Source organism: Micromonospora sp. D93 (genome assembly GCF_018070365.1).
GTDB classification, from domain to species: Bacteria; Actinomycetota; Actinomycetes; order Mycobacteriales; family Micromonosporaceae; genus Micromonospora; species Micromonospora ureilytica.
This window is the reverse complement of sequence record NZ_JAGPXW010000002.1, coordinates 409,397-425,835: the sequence shown is the minus strand read 5'-3', so window position 1 is coordinate 425,835 and position 16,439 is coordinate 409,397. Positions and strand designations below refer to the sequence as shown.

At 71.2% G+C, this 16,439-nt stretch carries 17 protein-coding genes; 11 read left to right on the top strand and 6 right to left on the bottom strand.

The annotated features are described in order from the left end of the window. Positions 1–28: 28 nt before the first annotated feature. Positions 29–1,798, bottom strand: a complete 1,770-nt coding sequence (locus KBX71_RS04145) for an extracellular solute-binding protein (protein WP_210816589.1) — start codon at positions 1,796–1,798, stop codon at positions 29–31. 84 nt (positions 1,799–1,882) lie between these two features. Next, complete coding sequence (locus tag KBX71_RS04140; RefSeq protein WP_210816588.1) at positions 1,883–3,175, bottom strand: serine/threonine-protein kinase; 1,293 nt, start codon at positions 3,173–3,175, stop codon at positions 1,883–1,885. 258 nt (positions 3,176–3,433) lie between these two features. Here KBX71_RS04140 and KBX71_RS04135 point away from each other — a divergent pair, with 258 nt between their 5' ends. From KBX71_RS04135 to KBX71_RS04100, 8 genes are all read left to right on the top strand, one after another. After that, positions 3,434–3,649, top strand: a complete 216-nt coding sequence (locus KBX71_RS04135; RefSeq protein ID WP_210816587.1) for a hypothetical protein — start codon at positions 3,434–3,436, stop codon at positions 3,647–3,649. 27 nt (positions 3,650–3,676) lie between these two features. Then, entirely contained in the window at positions 3,677–4,438 is a 762-nt protein-coding gene (locus KBX71_RS04130; RefSeq protein WP_210816586.1) for a cyclase family protein, read from the top strand. A 13-nt stretch (positions 4,439–4,451) separates the two neighbouring features. Continuing rightward, the gene (locus KBX71_RS04125; RefSeq protein WP_210816585.1) at positions 4,452–6,110 is read left to right on the top strand and encodes a thiamine pyrophosphate-binding protein; all 1,659 of its coding nucleotides are present in this window, start codon (positions 4,452–4,454) and stop codon (positions 6,108–6,110) included. Positions 6,111–6,155: 45 nt separating this feature from the next. After that, positions 6,156–6,539: a VOC family protein gene (locus tag KBX71_RS04120; RefSeq protein ID WP_210816584.1), complete on the top strand. Its 384-nt coding sequence runs from the start codon at positions 6,156–6,158 to the stop codon at positions 6,537–6,539. Between the two features lie 4 nt (positions 6,540–6,543). Then, complete coding sequence (locus KBX71_RS34495; protein ID WP_307846953.1) at positions 6,544–7,386, top strand: helix-turn-helix domain-containing protein; 843 nt, start codon at positions 6,544–6,546, stop codon at positions 7,384–7,386. Positions 7,387–7,786: 400 nt separating this feature from the next. Beyond that, complete coding sequence (locus KBX71_RS04110) at positions 7,787–8,380, top strand: dihydrofolate reductase family protein (RefSeq protein ID WP_210816582.1); 594 nt, start codon at positions 7,787–7,789, stop codon at positions 8,378–8,380. Further along, the gene (locus KBX71_RS04105; protein WP_307846952.1) at positions 8,377–9,297 is read left to right on the top strand and encodes an NAD(P)-dependent oxidoreductase; all 921 of its coding nucleotides are present in this window, start codon (positions 8,377–8,379) and stop codon (positions 9,295–9,297) included. The genes KBX71_RS04110 and KBX71_RS04105 overlap by 4 nt, the downstream gene beginning before the upstream one ends. A gap of 23 nt (positions 9,298–9,320) precedes the next feature. Next, positions 9,321–9,704 carry a PPOX class F420-dependent oxidoreductase gene (locus KBX71_RS04100; RefSeq protein ID WP_210816581.1) on the top strand — a complete coding sequence of 128 codons (384 nt, stop codon included), beginning with the start codon at positions 9,321–9,323 and terminating at the stop codon, positions 9,702–9,704. Positions 9,705–10,211: 507 nt separating this feature from the next. Here the strand turns inward: KBX71_RS04100 and KBX71_RS04095 are convergent. From KBX71_RS04095 to KBX71_RS04080, 4 genes are all read right to left on the bottom strand, one after another. Next, on the bottom strand, positions 10,212–10,925 hold the full coding sequence (locus KBX71_RS04095; RefSeq protein ID WP_210816580.1) for a GAF and ANTAR domain-containing protein: 714 nt from the start codon (positions 10,923–10,925) through the stop codon (positions 10,212–10,214). Positions 10,926–11,127: 202 nt separating this feature from the next. Further along, a complete protein-coding gene (locus KBX71_RS04090; RefSeq protein WP_210816579.1) occupies positions 11,128–11,586 on the bottom strand; it encodes a hypothetical protein in 459 nt (152 codons plus the stop codon). A gap of 3 nt (positions 11,587–11,589) precedes the next feature. Beyond that, positions 11,590–12,093, bottom strand: a complete 504-nt coding sequence (locus KBX71_RS04085; protein ID WP_247682855.1) for a molybdopterin dinucleotide binding domain-containing protein — start codon at positions 12,091–12,093, stop codon at positions 11,590–11,592. Between the two features lie 58 nt (positions 12,094–12,151). Further along, on the bottom strand, positions 12,152–12,943 hold the full coding sequence (locus KBX71_RS04080) for a glucose 1-dehydrogenase (RefSeq protein WP_210816666.1): 792 nt from the start codon (positions 12,941–12,943) through the stop codon (positions 12,152–12,154). Between the two features lie 199 nt (positions 12,944–13,142). Here KBX71_RS04080 and KBX71_RS04075 point away from each other — a divergent pair, with 199 nt between their 5' ends. The 3 genes from KBX71_RS04075 (at position 13,143) to KBX71_RS04065 (ending at position 16,438) form a co-directional block, all read left to right on the top strand. Beyond that, entirely contained in the window at positions 13,143–13,808 is a 666-nt protein-coding gene (locus tag KBX71_RS04075; protein ID WP_196925931.1) for a GntR family transcriptional regulator, read from the top strand. 100 nt (positions 13,809–13,908) lie between these two features. Further along, entirely contained in the window at positions 13,909–15,711 is a 1,803-nt protein-coding gene (gene atzF, locus KBX71_RS04070; protein ID WP_210816578.1) for an allophanate hydrolase, read from the top strand. 37 nt (positions 15,712–15,748) lie between these two features. Next, positions 15,749–16,438, top strand: a complete 690-nt coding sequence (locus KBX71_RS04065; protein ID WP_196923923.1) for a cysteine hydrolase family protein — start codon at positions 15,749–15,751, stop codon at positions 16,436–16,438. Position 16,439: the final 1 nt, after the last annotated feature.

The window sequence follows — 16,439 nt, the reverse complement described above, 5'->3', positions numbered from 1 at the left end:
CCGGCGCGGTGCCGGCCAGGGGAGAGCGTCAGAAGCTGCTGACCAGCTTCACGAACGCCTCGTCGATCTTGGCGGGATCGGTGGCGTCGAAGGCCTTGCCCGACGACGCCTTGGCGATCCGGTCCAGGGTGGCGAAGTCCGAGTCCCGGTCGAAGGCGATGCAGAACACCTTCACCGGACGCCGCGGGTCCAGGGCGACCTCGGCGAGCAGCCGGGCGAGGTCATTGTCCTTGCTGTACTCGTTCTTGCCGTCGGTCAGCACGACGATCGCGTTGATCCGCTGCGGGTCGTACCGGTCGAGCAGTTCTCGGTGTGCGGCCCGGACCGTCGCGTAGAGCGCGGTGTCGCCAACGACCTGCAGGCCGGCGATCTTGTTGTTGATCCGTGTCTGGTCGAACCCGCCGAGCGGGACCTCCTCCCGGTAGGGGCTCTTCGGATGCTGCTTGGTCTCCGAGGAGAACGACCAGAGACCCACCCGGTCTTCGGCGTTGAGCAACGCGAGGCCCTTGCCCGCCGCCGTCGCGGCGACCTGGAATCGGGTACGGGTGCCGACCTTCGCCTGCATCGACCCCGAGGTGTCCAGGGTGATCAGGATGTTGGCCTTCTTGCGGAGCGTGCGCCAACCGTCAAGCATCGCGCCGACCACCTCCGGGGCAGGCGGCTCGAAGTAGCTGAGCCCGCCGCTGGGCTCGGCGCCGACGCTGGCAAGCAGCTCCGCCGAGGCCCGACGCTCGTGGTCCCGGAAGCCGAGGCGGGCGAAGCTCTCCTGCTGGGCGCCCTCGGTCAGGAATTTCTGGAAGTCGGTCGCCGCCGCGCGCTGCCGCTTGTCGGCGGTGGGCAGCACCACGAACGGATGGTCCAGGTTGAACGTGCCCTCCTTGGGATGGACGGCGACCAGCGGGACGTTCGGTCGGCGGCCCCGCTCCTGCCCGTCCTGCCGAGGGCTCAACGCACCAGTGTTGTAGAGGTCCACCAGCTCCTCCTGCAGGACGATGGCACTCATGTCGTCCGTGCTGGCCGCGCCGCCGGCCAGGTCCGCCTCGGCGAGGCTGCGCAGCAGGTCCACCGAGTCGTCGCTGTAGTGCGACACGTTGGCCTCGATCCGACGGACGAACTGGGTGACCGCGGGTTCGGCCAGGTCGGACCGGGTCAGGTCGCTGGCCCGTTGCACCGCCGCGTAGTAGGTGGCGATGGTCGCCGCCAGCCCCGAGGTGGACAGGTTCGGGTTGTCCTTGCCGAAGGTGAAGCGGCCCCACTCCGGCTTGCCGAAGTCCGTCCATCCGTCCCGCCCGGAGAGGCCCAGGATCTCGCCCCAGCCCAGCTCCCCGCGTTTGCGGACCAGCTCGGCCTTGGGCTGCGGCATCGCGATCACCAGCGGGCTGTTGGCGATCGACGGGTAGTGGTCCGGAGTCTGCAACTCCCGGCCGGCGGCTTCGTCGAGCAGCCGGAGCTGGCCGGTCCACAGGCTCGACGTCGGTAGCCAGACCTGTGGTTGCGGCAGGCCGGTGTGGGTCCAGTCGGTAGCCAGCGCCTCGGTGGCCTTGCCCGAGTTCAACGCGCTGACGTGCACCTGGGCGCAGCCGCCGCCGGCGATCGACCGGTCGCTGCGGTTGTAGCGCTCGGCCAGGTCGACCAGCAGCGCCGCCTTCTCGGTGGAGGAGTTGACCTGGAGGGTGGTGGCGCAGCCGGCTTCACGCTGCCGGACGAACACGAACGCCCCGGCGATGACCACCAGGCCGGCGATGACGGCGGCGGTGTACGGTAACCACTGCCCCGTACGCGTAGCGGTTGGGGCCATCGGGACGTCCTCCTCGGCGGGCGGCTGGTGGCAGTCAACCTATCGATGCGGCGCCAGCCGGCGACCCCGACCCCGGTGCGTCTGTCACCCGCGGTCGGACCGTCCCCCGATCGCCGTCGCGACCAGCAGCCGTACCAGGTAGACCACGACGAAGGCGACCGCCCCGACCGCGGCGGCCGGGCCGACCGCGCTCGACGCGACGTAGCCGGCGGCGGCGCCAACCGACCCGAGGAAGAGCGCGGTCGAGATGCCCCAGGCGTCTGCGGCCTCACGACGCAGCCGCCGCATCGCGCCGTCGCCGCCAGCACCAGCCTCGGGCTCCGTCACCGGCAGGTGTGCCGGCTGGGTCGTCACCGGCAGGTGTGCTGGCGGGGTTGGCCGGGACTGGGTCGGCACCGTCGGCTGGGTCGGGATCCGCGACTGCGTCGGGCCCGGCTGCGGTGCCGTCGGCGTCACCTGGGGGAGCGGGTGGTTCGGCGTCGGCGCTCCCGCGGTCTCGTTGCCGGCCTCGAGCAGGTTCTCCCGACGTAGCGGCTCGGTGACCCTGCCGTCCTGCCGGAGCAGCCGCACCAGCACGCGCTCGGCAGCCGGCCGGTCCGCAGGATCCTTGGCCAGGCACTCCCGGATCAGCTCGTCGAGGACGGGAGGCAACGCCGGCAGGTCGGGCTGGTCGTGCAGCACCCGGTGCATCACGGCGAAGAGCGAATCATTGCCGAAGGGCGGCCGACCACCGGCGGCGAAGGCGATAGTGGCCGCCCAGGCGAACACGTCGCAGGGCGGACCGATCGGGTCGTTGCGGAACCGCTCGGGGGCCATGTACGCGGTGGTCCCCATGACCCGGCTGGACGCCGTCTCGGTGACGCCCAACGCGCGCGCGATGCCGAAGTCGATCACCCGGGGACCGTCCTCGCCCAGCACCACGTTGTCCGGTTTCAGATCGCAGTGCACCACGCCGGCGCTGTGGATCGCGGCGAGCGCGGTGACGGTGCCGACCGCGAGCCGGTGCAGGGCATTACCGGTCAGCGGGCCGCGCTCGCGGACGTGTCGGTGCAGGGTCAGGCCCTCGATGAACTCACTGACCACGTAGGGCCGCTCGCCGTCCACCTCGGCGAAGAGCACCTGCGCGGTGCAGAACGGAGCCACCCGGCGGGCGGCGGCGATCTCCTTGACGAACTGCGAGCGCGCCCGTGGATCACTCAGATCGACGTTGACCATCTTGACCGCGACCCGGTCACCGGCGCCGTCCTCACCGAGAAAGACGACCCCCTGCCCACCCGCGCCCAGCCGGCCGACCAGCCGATACGGGCCGGCGGTGACCGGATCGTGCGTCCAGAGCTTCGCCAACCCTGGCACCGGCGTGCCGGCCAGTTCTGACATCCCGACTCCATCAGTGTCGTGCCCGGCCACCGGCGGCGCAGGACACGGCCATCGTGCCATGTCCGCCGCCGGCGACCGAGGACGTCCGACAATGGGTCGAGAGTCGACGAAGACCCGTGCTCGCGTTTCGGGGCTGGTGGATTGTCGCCGGATCTCGGCCTTGCGATACCGTCTGAGGGCCCACACCGGTGTCGAGTAGGCCCCGTCCATCGGCTGCCGATGGTTCATAGGGCACCCCACGAATCCAGGGAGAAACCGATGCCGGAGCCTGAGCCCGTCCAAGCCGCCGACGCGGAGGATGCCGACACCCCGACCACGGCCGAGACCGACGAACCTTCCGTCCCCGCCAACCGGGCTGCCCGGCGCGCGAAGGGCAAGGTCGCCTCGCCCCAGCCGCACGGAAAGGGTCAGCACCTCGGCGGTCGGGGCTCGGTCCAGAGCCCGCGTCAGTACGGTAATCGGCGGAGCGGCTGACCCGCCGACGGCGTGTACCGTCGCCGCATGACGGTGCTGCAGGAGTTTGTCGCCGCTCTTTCCAGCGGCCGAATCCAGGTTGTCGACCTCACCGCTCCGCTCTCGGACCAGACCCCGATCCTGGGTCTGCCCGAGCAGTTCGGCCAGACCTGGCCGTTCCGGCTCAGCGAGATCAGCCGGTACGACGACCGCGGTCCGGCCTGGTACTGGAACAACTTCTCCACCGGTGAGCACACCGGCACCCACTTCGACGCCCCGGTGCACTGGGTCTCCGGACAACAGGGCGCCGACGTGTCGCAGGTCCCGGTGAGCCAGTTGATCGCCCCCGCGGTGGTGATCGACCACTCCGCCGACGCGGCCGACGACCCGGACTTCCTGCTCGAGGTCGAGCACGTCAAGGCGTGGGAGGCCGAACACGGAGCCCTGCCCACCGGTGGCTGGCTGCTCTACCGCACCGGCTGGGACGCGTACGGCGACGACCCGGAGCGGTACGCCAACGCCGGCCGTACCCCGGGCATTTCCGTCGAGTGCGCCCGCTGGCTGGCTGAGGAGTCGCCGATCCAGGGCGTCGGGGTGGAGACGGTCGGGACCGACGCGGGCGCCGCGCATTCGTTCGACCCGCCGTTCCCGTGCCACTCGTTCCTGCTCGGCCAGGACAAGTACGGGCTGACCCAGCTCCGTAACCTGGCGCAGTTGCCGGCGACCGGCGCGGTGGTGATCGCCGGACCACTGCCGATCGTCTCCGGGTCCGGCAGCCCGTGCCGGGTCCTCGCGCTTGTCGAACGATAGGACCGGGCCACCGATGCGGGTAGCCGAGGTGGTCGGGCGGGTTCTGTACGGACACGGCGCACGGCACGTCTTCGGGGTGGTCGGCAGTGGCAACTTCCATGTCACGAACGCGCTCGTGGCGGCCGGCGCCCGGTTCGTGGCGGCGGCCCACGAGGGCGGCGCGGCGAGCATGGCCGACGGGTACGCCCGTACCTCCGGAACGGTGGGCCTACTCTCGGTGCACCAGGGTCCGGGCGTCACCAACGCGCTGACCGGCCTCACCGAGGCCGCGAAGAGCCGTACCCCGATGGTGGTCCTGGCCCCGGAGGCGACCGCGCCGCTGTCGAACTTCTTCATCGACCTGCCGGCCCTCGCCGCCGCGGTCGGGGCCGACTTCCATCGGGTACGCGCGACGCACGCGGCCGACGACGCGGGCGCGGCGTACCGGGCCGCCGCCCGGGGCGCGACGGTGGTGCTGGGCCTCCCGTTGGAGGTGCAGCGCAGCGTGACCGAACCGTGGTCCGGCCCGGTCCCCGCGGTCGCGCCGACCCCGGGCGCCGCCCCTGCGGTCGAGCCGTTGCTGGCCGCGCTCCAGGCCGCACGTCGACCGGTCTTCATCGCGGGTCGGGGCGCCCGCGCGGCCCGGGAACCGCTGATCCGGCTCGCCGACGCGTGCGGCGCGCTGCTCGCGGTGTCGGCAGCGGCGAAGGGACTGTTCGCCGGAAACCCGTGGAACATCGACGTGGCCGGCGGCTTCGCCACCCCGCTCGCCGCCGAGCTGATCGGCGCGGCGGACCTGGTCGTCGCCTGGGGCAGCACGCTGAACATGTGGACCACCCGGCACGGCGAACTGATCCCACCCTCCGCGGTCGTCGTCCAGGTGGACCACGACCCGGCCGCGTTCGGGGTGAACCGGCCGGTTGACCTGACGGTGGCCGGCGAGGTGACGGCCGTCGCCGAGGCGGTGCTCGGTCGACTGGGCGTCGACCCCCCGGGGCCCGTGGGCGCCGTAACCGGCGGCTGGCGTACGCCGGAGCTGGCACAACGGATTCGCGAGCACGGCCGGTGGCGGACGGTCCCGTACCGGGACGAGGGCGCCCCGGCGCGGCCCGGCGCACTGGCGACGATCGACCCGAGGACGCTCTCGGCGGCCCTGGACGACCTGCTGCCGCCCGACCGGACGATGGTGGTCGACTCGGGCAACTTCATGGGCTACCCGTCGATGTGGCTCGACGTGCCGGACGTGGCCGGATTCTGTTTCACCCAGGCGTTCCAGTCGATCGGGCTCGGTCTGGCCAGTGCGCTCGGCGCGGCGGTCGCCCGGCCGGACCGGCTCACCGTCGCCGCGGTCGGCGACGGTGGCTTCGTCATGTCCGCGACCGAACTGGTCACCGCCGTCCGGCTGGCGCTACCCCTGCTCGTGGTGATCTACGACGACGCGGCGTACGGCGCCGAGGTGCACCACTTCGGCCCGGACGGACACCCGTTGGAGACTGTCACCTTTCCCGAGACCGACCTGGCCGCGATCGCCAGCGGTTACGGCTGCGACGGGCTGACCGTCCGGACCGTCGACGATCTCGGACCGGTACGCCGCTGGCTCGCCGGCCCCCGCACCCGGCCGCTGGTGATCGACGCCAAGGTCTGCGCGGAGCGAGGCTCATGGTGGTTGGAGGAGGCGTTCCGTGGCCACTGAGCCCAGGTCGGTGACAGGTCGTCATAGCTCGCGTACGGTGGCGCGGTGGCCACTGTTTGGACCCTGGGATGCGATGCCGCCGATCCCCAGCGGATCGCCGCTTTCTGGGCGTTGGCCCTTGGCTACGTCAAGGAAGCCGGCTTTGACGAGCCCGACAACGCGTCCATCGTCGACCCGGACGGCCGGGGCCCTGCCATTGCCTTCCTCAAGGTCCCCGAGGGCAAGTCAGCCAAGAACCGTATGCACATCGACATTCGAGTGGCAGGTCCGGGCTCTCGGGACATGGCCGAGCGCGCCCTGCTGATCCGGCAGAAAGTGCCCGACCTGGTTGCGGCCGGTGCGACGGTGATCCGCGAGGAGTGGTACGGGGACGTCCTCGGGCACGTCGTCATGCTTGACCCCGAGGGCAACGAGTTCTGCGTCGCTTGATGCCATGATCGGGGCCCCGTACTACGTTGAGCTTCCCCCGGTACCTGGGCTGGTCAACCACCTTCGGACAGTGTGGGTGCAAACGACAGGGGCGGTGCCCTACGTGCAGCGACACCTACCGGCCGGTGGCGCTGAGCTGCACTGGCCACTCGGTGGACAGCCGCGGCTGCTCGGCCCGTTGACCAGACCGCGGGTCGAGGTGATCCCCGCGGGGACGACCCTGCTGGGTGTCCGGTTCCACCCCGGGGTGCCAGCTCTGATCCCCGGTGGCGTTGCGGACCTGCTCGACCGGGGTGTCTCGCTCGACGAACTCGGCCACCGGTGGGTGGACCGCCTCGGCGAGGTGATCACTGCCGCGGCGACGCCGCAGGCGGCGCTGCTCAGTCTGCAGAACTTCCTGCTGCACCGCGCGCGGGCAGCCGCGTCGGACCCGCTGGTCCGCGAGGCGGTGCGGTTGTTGATGCCCTGGGCGGGGGCGCCGCGTGACGTCGGCAGCGTCGCCGACCATCTGGGACTGTCGGTCAGTCAGTTCCGGCGTCGATGCCTGTGTGCGGTGGGCACGGGGCCGAAGTCGTTGCAACGGACGCTCCGGTTCCAGGGTTTCCTCGCGTTGGCGCAGGCGGGCGCGATCGCGACCGGACGGCGCGGGGCAGACGGCATGGCGGGGCTCGCGGTCGATGTCGGTTACGCAGATCAGGCCCACCTGAGTCGGGAGGTGCGCCGTCTCACCGGGTTGACGCCGAGTGGGCTGCTCGGCGGAGAGGTCGACAGGTGCTCGTGCGGTCACGACCACACCGCGTCGTACGCGCCGTTCCTCGCGGCCCGTCGCTCGCCGGCATCCCTGTGACGGTGCGCGATTTGTTCAAGACCGGCGAGCGCGTCGCTCGGTAGCGTCCCCCCGTGATCGACCGGTATCTGCTGCGCCTGCGTAGGGACTTCGACGGTAAGTGCTCACCCGCGACCACGCCGGTTACGACACGGCGCGTCGCCCGGGTGGTCGTGGCCGACCCCGTGGCCCTTCACCGTCGCCAAGCGGGCGTTGGTCGACCCACGCAAGGACGTCGGTGACGGCCGCCTGCGGTCGGAGTACCTCGCCCGGCCAACCCCGGCCGGTGCCGTCACCGAGCTGATCGCGCTGCTGAACGTACAACCGGTCGCTCCGACGGAAACCGCGTTCGTCGCACCGCGTCTACCCCAACTTCCCGCAAGCCCTCTGACACGTCCCGCAAACGAACGGAAGGCAACCCATGAGCAAAGTCCTTGCAGCGCTGTCGGTCTCGGTCGACGGCTACATCACCGGCCGAGACCCGGGCCCTCAACGCGGCCTCGGCGACGGTGGCATGCTGTTCGACTGGTACTTCGACGGCGACACCCCGAGCGCGGTGTTCGACGGGTTCCGGCTCAGCGCCCCCAGCGCCCGCGTCTTCGACACGGCCGCGGCACGGGTGGGAACCAGCCTCGCCGGGCGCAACACGTACGACGACTCCGGCTGGGGCAGCGGCGGTACCCCGCACCCCGACGCGCCGCTCGTCGTGCTCAGCCACCGACCGCTGCCCGCCGAGCATCCCCGCCAGACCCTGGTGACCAGCGGCATAGACGAGGCCGTCGACGTTGCCCGCCGCCTGGCCGGCGACAAGGACGTGGCACTCATGGGCGGCGGGGTAACCACCGCCGCGCTGGCTGCGGGTCTGGTCGACGAACTGATCCTGCACCAGCGGCCGGTGCTGCTGGGCGCCGGCCGGCCGTACTTCCAGACCCTGCCCGCGCCCGTCGAACTTCGCCTGCTCGAGGCCGTCGTCGCACCGGCCGTGACCCACCTGCACTACGAGGTGGTCCGGTGATCCTCGTGACCGGCGGCCTCGGCATGATCGGCGCCCACACCGCCCGCGCCCTGACGGACCTCGGCCACGCCGTCGTCGCCACCGCCCACCGGCGAACCGTGCGCCCGGCGTTCCTGCCCGACGACGTCATCGTCGAACGACTCGACGTCACCGACCCCGCCGCGGTGTCCGCACTCGGCGACCGGTACCAGATCACCGACATCGTCCACCTGGCCGGCAGCATTCCCGGCGAGGACCGAGTGGCGTACTTCCGGGCCGACACCGCCGGGCTGCTCACCATGCTCGACGCCGCCCGCGCCTGGCGCGTGCGCCGCTTCGCCGTCGCCGGCAGCCTCGGCTCCTACCTGGGCTGTAGCGAAATCCCCTGGCAGGAGGACCTGGCGCTGCCCACGGCGCCGGCGCCGCATCCGATCATCGCGTTCAAGAAGGCGGTCGAACCACTCACCACGAACGCACTGCAAGACTCCGGGATCCAAGCGGTCGTGCTTCGCATCGGCAGCACCTGGGGACCGCTCATGGACCCGGCGACACCCTTCAACCCGGTCCCGCCCTACATCAGCACGGTGCTGCGCGGGGAACACCCCGCGCCTGTGCACGCCGACGATGGCGGCGACTTCTGCTACGCCCCGGACGCCGGACGCGCCGTCGCCCTGCTCATCACCGCCGAGACCCTCAGCCACGACGCCTACAACATCTCAAGCGGACAGCCCTTCACCAACCGGCAACTGGTGAACGCCGTCCACGCCGCCATTCCGCACGCGCGGCTCGACCTGCTCGACGGACGCCGAAACGGACCGGGGCCCGATCCCTACCTCGACATCTCCCGGCTCACCACCGCCACCGGCTTCACGCCGGCCTTCGACCTCACCGCCGCCGTCACCGACTACGTCGCCTGGCGCACCCACCACGACCGCTGACCACCACACCCGGGAGAACGACAGTGTTGCATCCCGACATCCGCCGCGTGCTCGACGAAGCACCGATCGCCCACCTCGCCACCGTCCTACCGGACGGCTCACCACACGTCACCCCCGTCTACGTCGGCACCCGTGACGAACACATCGTCCTCTTCACCGGGCCCGACAGCCGTAAAGCCCGCAACCTGCGCCGAGACCCGCGTCTGGCGCTGTCCATCGCCCCGGCCGACGACCCGTTCACCCCCATCGCGGTACGCGGCCGCGTGGCCAACTGGATCGACGGCGACGCCGGCTGGTCGATCATCGATCGCATCGTCGCCAAGTACACCGACGCCACCTACCCGCGCGATAACGAACGCGTCGTCGCCATCATCGAACCCGATCACCAGACGGTAGGCATCCGTTGACCTGACAGTGGGCAGCTCCGGTCGGCGAGCCGACCGGAGCTGCGCGTCGCTGACGTTGTCGCGGCCCTGGGTGGGCACCGTTTACCGATGGCGTCCCCGTCGAGCGGGTACCGATCGAGCAGCACCGGCGGACCCGTTTGCCGGTGGAGCCGGAGGGTAGGTGAAATTCATGACTACGCCCGAGCAGAGCCAGCAGGAGAGAGCCCTCGAGACCGGCGCGGTGTATCAGGACGCCGAGGGGCGCCGTACGACTGATCCAGGCTCCGGGGCTGCGAACGCCGACAGCGAGGCCGACCGCAACGCGGAACACCTGAGGCAGGGCGAGGTTGGCCCGCGCGTCCCAGAGGAGTAGCGGCCCGGGGTGTGTGTGGAAACCACCTCGGGGTAGCGGTAGGGAGCGAGCAGGAACCCCCAAGGAGGACGAGATGACCGATCCCAGGTACGTACCGATCGGACTGGCCGACGCCGGACGCAGCCCAGCGGGCAGACGCGGCCCCCCGACCCTGGTCAGCGCTGAGCTTTTCCGGCGGCCCGGTCGACCAGGGCCTGAGCCACGTCGCGGAGCTTGCGATTGGAGTCCTGCGACACCTTCGCCAGGATGTTGAACGCTTCGGTGGCGGTGCACCGGCGCTCGGCCATGATGATGCCCTTCGCCTGTTCGATGACCGCACGGCTGGCCATGGCATCCTGCATCTGCCGGGCGAGGTTCGCGGTGCTCTCGTAGAGCTGGGCGTTGGCCAGGGCGACGGCGGCGTACGCGGCGAAGGTCTCCAGCACGGCGACTGTGTCGTCGTCGAAGGCGTGCGGGGTGCGGGCATAGACGTTGAGCGCGCCGACGACCGCCTCCTGGATCGGCATGCCGACCGACAAGGAGCTGCCAACTCCCGACTTGCGGCCGCGTTCGGCCCAGTCGGGCCAGCGATCTTCGGCGGTGAGGTCGGGCACGGAAAGGATGTCGCCGGCGGTGGCGGCGGCCAGACACGGGCCGCTTCCTTGGGCGTACTGCCGCTCGTCCATGTCGAGGGCCAACTCGTCGGTGAACGCCGCGGTGTGCCCGATCCCGCCGCGAACCAGCGTGACCGACACCTCGACCGGCACCGGTAGCACCCGTTTGGCCAGTTCCGCGACGCGCTGCAGAACGTCGTCGAGACTGGTCTCACCGAGCTTGATCCGGCCGAGTTCGGCGAAGGCGTCGGCGGGGTCCGTCGGCGAGTGGGTCATGGCACAGGGTCCTCACGGCCGGCGCGCCCGTCGAAGAACCAGAGATCGGGATGGCGGGCGTGCGATTGGCAGCCCGCGTGTCGCGGACCGCTGCACGGACCCCCCACGGGGCGGAGCCGGGACCAACGCCGGTTGCTCGACGCCGATTCGCCACATCCGGTACGCGGATGTGGACTACAGGACCGCCAGAATACCCGGGCTGTCAGTCGGCGACGACGAGCGCCTGGGGTGCAGCGGCCTTCATCCGGGTACGCAGCCACTTGAGCTGGATCGCCGTTTCGCCTTCGCAGCGTCGCACGACCGAGAGCGGCTCCTCGTCGCGGACACCGTAGGCGGCCTGGCCGACGACGGTCCAGGTGATGTCGCACTCGGCGGCCATCAGGTACAGGTCCTGGAGGTCACGCAGGAGACCGATGCCGCCGGTGCGGGTGCCGGTGAACAGTTCCGAGTGCAACCGGTCGGGTTCGGCGGGGGCGTCCTCGGAGTAGCGGACCACGAACGGGTGCAGCTGTTCGGCGTGTGCGTCGCAGCGCTTCGCCTGCTGCTGGCAGGGGTGCTCGATGTCGGGTTCCTCGGCATGCGCGTCGGAGACCTGTCGGAACGCGTCGGCCAGGTTGACCTGCCCGCGGTGCAGGAGACCGAGGTGGTGGGCGAGGTGCACGGCTCACTCCTTCCCGCTGGTGGCCTCGGCTGCCGGCCCACCAACTGTGGGCGGCACGTCAGCGTCCGCTGGTGGTGCGCTGCCGCCGACTGTCGGTGCCGGCGAGGGTACGCCCCGCGCGTCGGCGAGTTTCGTCACGGCGACGGCGGCGACTTTGAAGAGGGGCTGTTTGGACACCGGGTCCCAGGCGGTGATGGTCAGTTCGTTAGCCGCCCGCGGCGTGCGGTCGGCCGGGTCTTGGTCGAAGTAGCCGTAGTGGAAGGGCAGGAAGACCACGCCGGGGCGGATGCCGCAGAGCCGGGCGCGGGCCTGGATGGCGCCGCGGGCTGAGGAGACGCCGACCAGGTCGCCCTCGACGATGCCGAACCGGGCCGCGTCGGCGGGGTTGAGCTCCACCCACACGTCCGGTGCCGCCTGGTTGAGTTGCGGGGCGCGGCCGGTCTTGGTGCGGGTGTGGAACTGGTAGACGGTTCGGCCGCCTCCGCGCCTCGACCGCCCTTCCTGCATGGGGCCCTACCCCCAGGCAAACGGGCCGAACCGGACAGACAGCACCAACCGGGCGAGGTCAGAGGATTGGCTTGCCTCCGGTGACCGGAATGATCGCCCCGGAGATGTAGCTGGCCTCGTCGGAGGCGAGGAGTACGTATGCGGGGGCGACCTCTTTCGGCTGGCCAGGGCGTCCCAGCGGGGTGTTCTTGCCGAACTGCTCGACCTGCTCCGGTGGCATGGTGGATGGGATCAGCGGCGTCCAGATCGGCCCCGGGGCGACGCTGTTGACCCTGATCCCGCGTTCGCCGAGCATCTGCGCCAGCCCTGCCGTGAAGTTCGCGATCGCGCCCTTGGTGGTCGCGTAGGGCAGGAGGGTCGGGCGTGGCTGGTCGGAGTTGATGGAGGCGGTGTTGATGATCGACGCCCCCTCACCGAGGTGGGGGAGGGCGGCGCGGACGAGCCGGAACATTGCCGTGATGTTGACATCGAAGGTGTGCTGCCACTCCTCGTCGGTGACCTCCTCAATGGTCTCGTGGGTCATCTGGTAGGCGGCGTTGTTGACGAGGATGTCGATGCCGCCAAGGTCCGCGACGGCTCGATCCACCACGGCCTGACACTGCGAGACGTCGCGGAGGTCGCCCCCGACGAGGACCGCCCGGCGACCTGCCTCCTGGACGAGCTTCGCGGTCTGCTGGGCGTCCTCGTGCTCGCTCAGGTAGGAGATGAGCACATCGGCGCCCTCGCGGGCGAACGCGATGGCCACCGCTCGGCCGATGCCGCTGTCACCGCCGGTGATGATGGCCGTCTTGCCGGCCAGGCGCCCCGAGCCCCGGTACGACTCCTCGCCGTGATCCGGTTTGTGGCGCATGGCGCCCAAGGTGCCGGGTGGGCGCTGCTGCGGCTCCGACTGCTGGTCATCACTCACGTGCTGCTCCTCGGGGAGGGGTGCGAGGCAGGTCCCAGTGGGGGATGCCCTCCGCCGGCGGCTCGAAACACGCGTGGAGACGTTTGGCCGGTGTCGCACGCGCGCACCCCGGTGGTTCGGGGGCAGATGGCAGACTCACGGCGTGGACGACGTGGCCGCATCGACGGTGGATGGTGAGCTGGAGAGCGTCAGCCTGGTGGACCTCGCCGTCTCTCGGCTGACCCGGGAGATCCTCAGCGGCAAGAGCGACCCGGGCGAGCGCCTGGTGGAGGAGCAGTTGACCCGGCGGCTGGGGATCAGCCGGGCCCCGTTGCGGGAGGCGCTGCGGTTGCTGGCCCAGCAGGGGCTGGTCGAGCACGTGCCCCGGCGTGGGGTCCGGGTAGCCACCCTGTCGGACCGCGACGTGCGGGAGCTGTACGAGCTGCGTGACGTGTTGGAACGCTTCTCGGTGCGGGCGGGGATCCCGGTCGGTCGGGAGAGCGACCTCGCCGGGTTGCGAGCGACACTGGACCAGTTACGGGAGGCGACCCGGGTCGGTGACCGGATGGCGGTCGCCGAGTCACACCGGGAGTTCCACGTCGCGCTGGTGGCGCTCGCCGGTAACCGGCAGCTCTCCGCCGTGTACGGCTCGATTCTGGTGAAGCTTCAGCTCTACATGGCGATCAACCTGCGCCGGGAGGCGGAGCTGGCGCAGCCGCTGGACGGGGTCCACCGGCACGAGCGGTTGTTCGAGGCGGTCGCCGGGGGAGACCCGGAGGAGGTGCTGACCGTGCTCTCCGGGCACGGCGCGCGCTCGTACCTCGGCTAGCGCAGGTCAGCCGTGGGCGAGCGGGCCGGGGCCACGCGCCGTCATGTCGTCGTTACGTGCCGCGCGGTTTCCCGTAACAGAACAGTCGACAATCGACTGTATGCCAGAGCGAGTAGGGTCCATTTCGGAGCTTCGGTCGGCGTACCGCGAGGGCGGCCTGACCCCGACGGACCAAGCCGAACTCATCCTGGACGGGCTCGCCGGGCGCGACGACGGGGCAGTCTGGATCAGCACCGTCCCCGCCGACCGTCTGCGTGAGCGCGCCGAATCGCTGACCCGCCACGGTGATCCCGCACTGCCGCTGTACGGGATCCCGTTCGCGGTCAAGGACAACATCGACGTGGCCGGCATGGTCACCACGGCGGGCTGCCCCGACTTCGGGTACGAGGCCGCCGAGGACGCCCCGGTGGTGCGCCGGCTTCTCGACGCCGGCGCGCTGCTGGTCGGCAAGACCAACCTCGACCAGTTCGCCACCGGCCTGACCGGTGCCCGCTCGCCGTACGGCAGCTGCCAGAGCGTGTTCGGCGGCGGCCTCATCTCCGGGGGGTCCAGCTCGGGCTCGGCGGTCGCGGTGGCCGCGGGCCAGGTCAGCTTCGCCCTGGGTACGGACACCGCGGGTTCCGGCCGGGTGCCGGCGGCGCTCAACGGGATTGTCGGCCTCAAGCCCACCCGTGGTCTTCTCAGCACGGCCGGCGTGGTGCCCGCCTGCCGCTCACTGGACTGCGTGTCGGTCTTCGCCCCCGACGTGGCCGGCGCCCTCGACGTGCTGCACGCCGCCCGTGCCGTCACCCCGGCCGACCCCTGGGGACGTCCGTTCCCGGCCGAAAGGGTCGTGCCCCGCCCGCCGGGGACGCTCCGCCTCGGGGTGCCCCGGGCCGAAGACCTGGAGTTCTTCGGCGACACCGGACAGGAGGCTCGCTTCGCTGCGGGCGTGGAACGGTTGCGCACCTTCGTCGGGTCCCCCCGGTCGGTGCCGCTCGGCGCCTTCTTCGAGGCGGGCGACCTGCTCTACCGGGGGCCGTGGGTGGCCGAGCGGCTCGTCGCCCTGGGTGACTTCCTGGGCTCGCACCCCGAGTCGGTCCTCGCGGTGACCCGGGCCGTACTGGAGACCGGGCGGCGCTACGACGCGACCGACGCCTTCCGGGGTCAGCACCGCCTGCGCGAGCTACGAGCGCAGGTCGACCAGCTCTGGCAGGACATCGACGTGCTGGTAGTGCCCACCGTCGGCACCACCTTCACTCTCGACGAGATCGCCGAGGACCCGATCGGGCGGAACGCCATGCTCGGCCGCTACACCCAGTTCGCGAACCTGCTCGACCTGGCCGCGGTGACCGTACCCAACGGGTTCACCAGCTCTGGGCGTCCGGCGAGCCTGACCCTGGTCGGCCCGGCGTTCAGCGACACCACCCTGGGCCGGCTGGCCGCCACCCTCACCGAGGGCGGTGCGCCGACCGGGGCGATCGAGGCCGACTCACCGCCGCCCCAGCGCTCGGCGGAACTGCTGATCGCCGTGGTCGGCCGGCACCTGACCGGTGAGTCCCGCAACGCCGAGTTGCTCGGGCACGGCGCGGTCCTCGCCGGCGCCGCCCGCACCGCGCCGCTCTACCGGCTGTACCGGATGGACACCCCCGATGGCGAGGGACTGCCGGGCCTGGTCCGGACCGGCCCGGACGGGCCGGCGGGCCACCCGATCGAGGTGGAGCTGTGGCGGCTGCCCAGCGCCGCGCTCGGTGGGCTGCTGGCCGGCGTGCCGGCCCCGCTCTCGCTCGGCTGGGTTCAGCTGCACGACGGGCGCGAGGTGCTCGGTTTCCTCTGCGAAGCGTATGCGGCGGGCCCGCCGGCCGAGGACATCAGCGCCAGCGGCGGGTGGCGGGCGTACCGCCGTTCAGCGGCCCGACGCTGACACGGCAGCACCAGCGATCACGACAGGAGGCGAGAGGATGGGCAGCATCGGGCCGGTAACGGCCAACCCCTACCCATGGCCCTACGACGGCGCGGCGGACACCGCGCGTACCGCACTGCTCTGCATCGACTGGCAGACCGACTTCTGCGGGCCGGGCGGCTACGTCGACGCGATGGGTTACGACATCGGCCTCACCCGGGCCGGCCTGCCGGCCACTGCCCGGCTGCTGGAGCACGCACGATCGCTCGGGATGCTTGTCGTACACACCCGGGAGGGACACGACCCGCAGCTGTCGGACCTGCCGGCGAACAAGCGGTGGCGTTCGGCGCGCATCGGCGCCGAGATCGGCGCGGCCGGCCCGGCCGGCCGGATCCTGGTCAGGGGCGAACCGGGCTGGGAGATCGTGCCCGAGGTGGCCCCGGTGGCCGGTGAGGTGATCATCGACAAGCCCGGCAAGGGCGCCTTCTACGCCACCAACCTCGACCTGGTGCTCCGCACCCGGGGCATCACCCACCTGATCCTCACCGGCATCACCACCGACGTCTGCGTGCACACCACCATGCGCGAGGCGAACGACCGGGGGTACGAGTGCCTGATCCTCTCCGACTGCACCGGCGCCACCGACAAGGCCAACCACGACGCCGCACTGCACATGGTCACCATGCAGGGGGGCGTCTTCGGCTGCGTCACCACCTCCGACGACGTCATCGCCGCCACGGCCAGGTGAG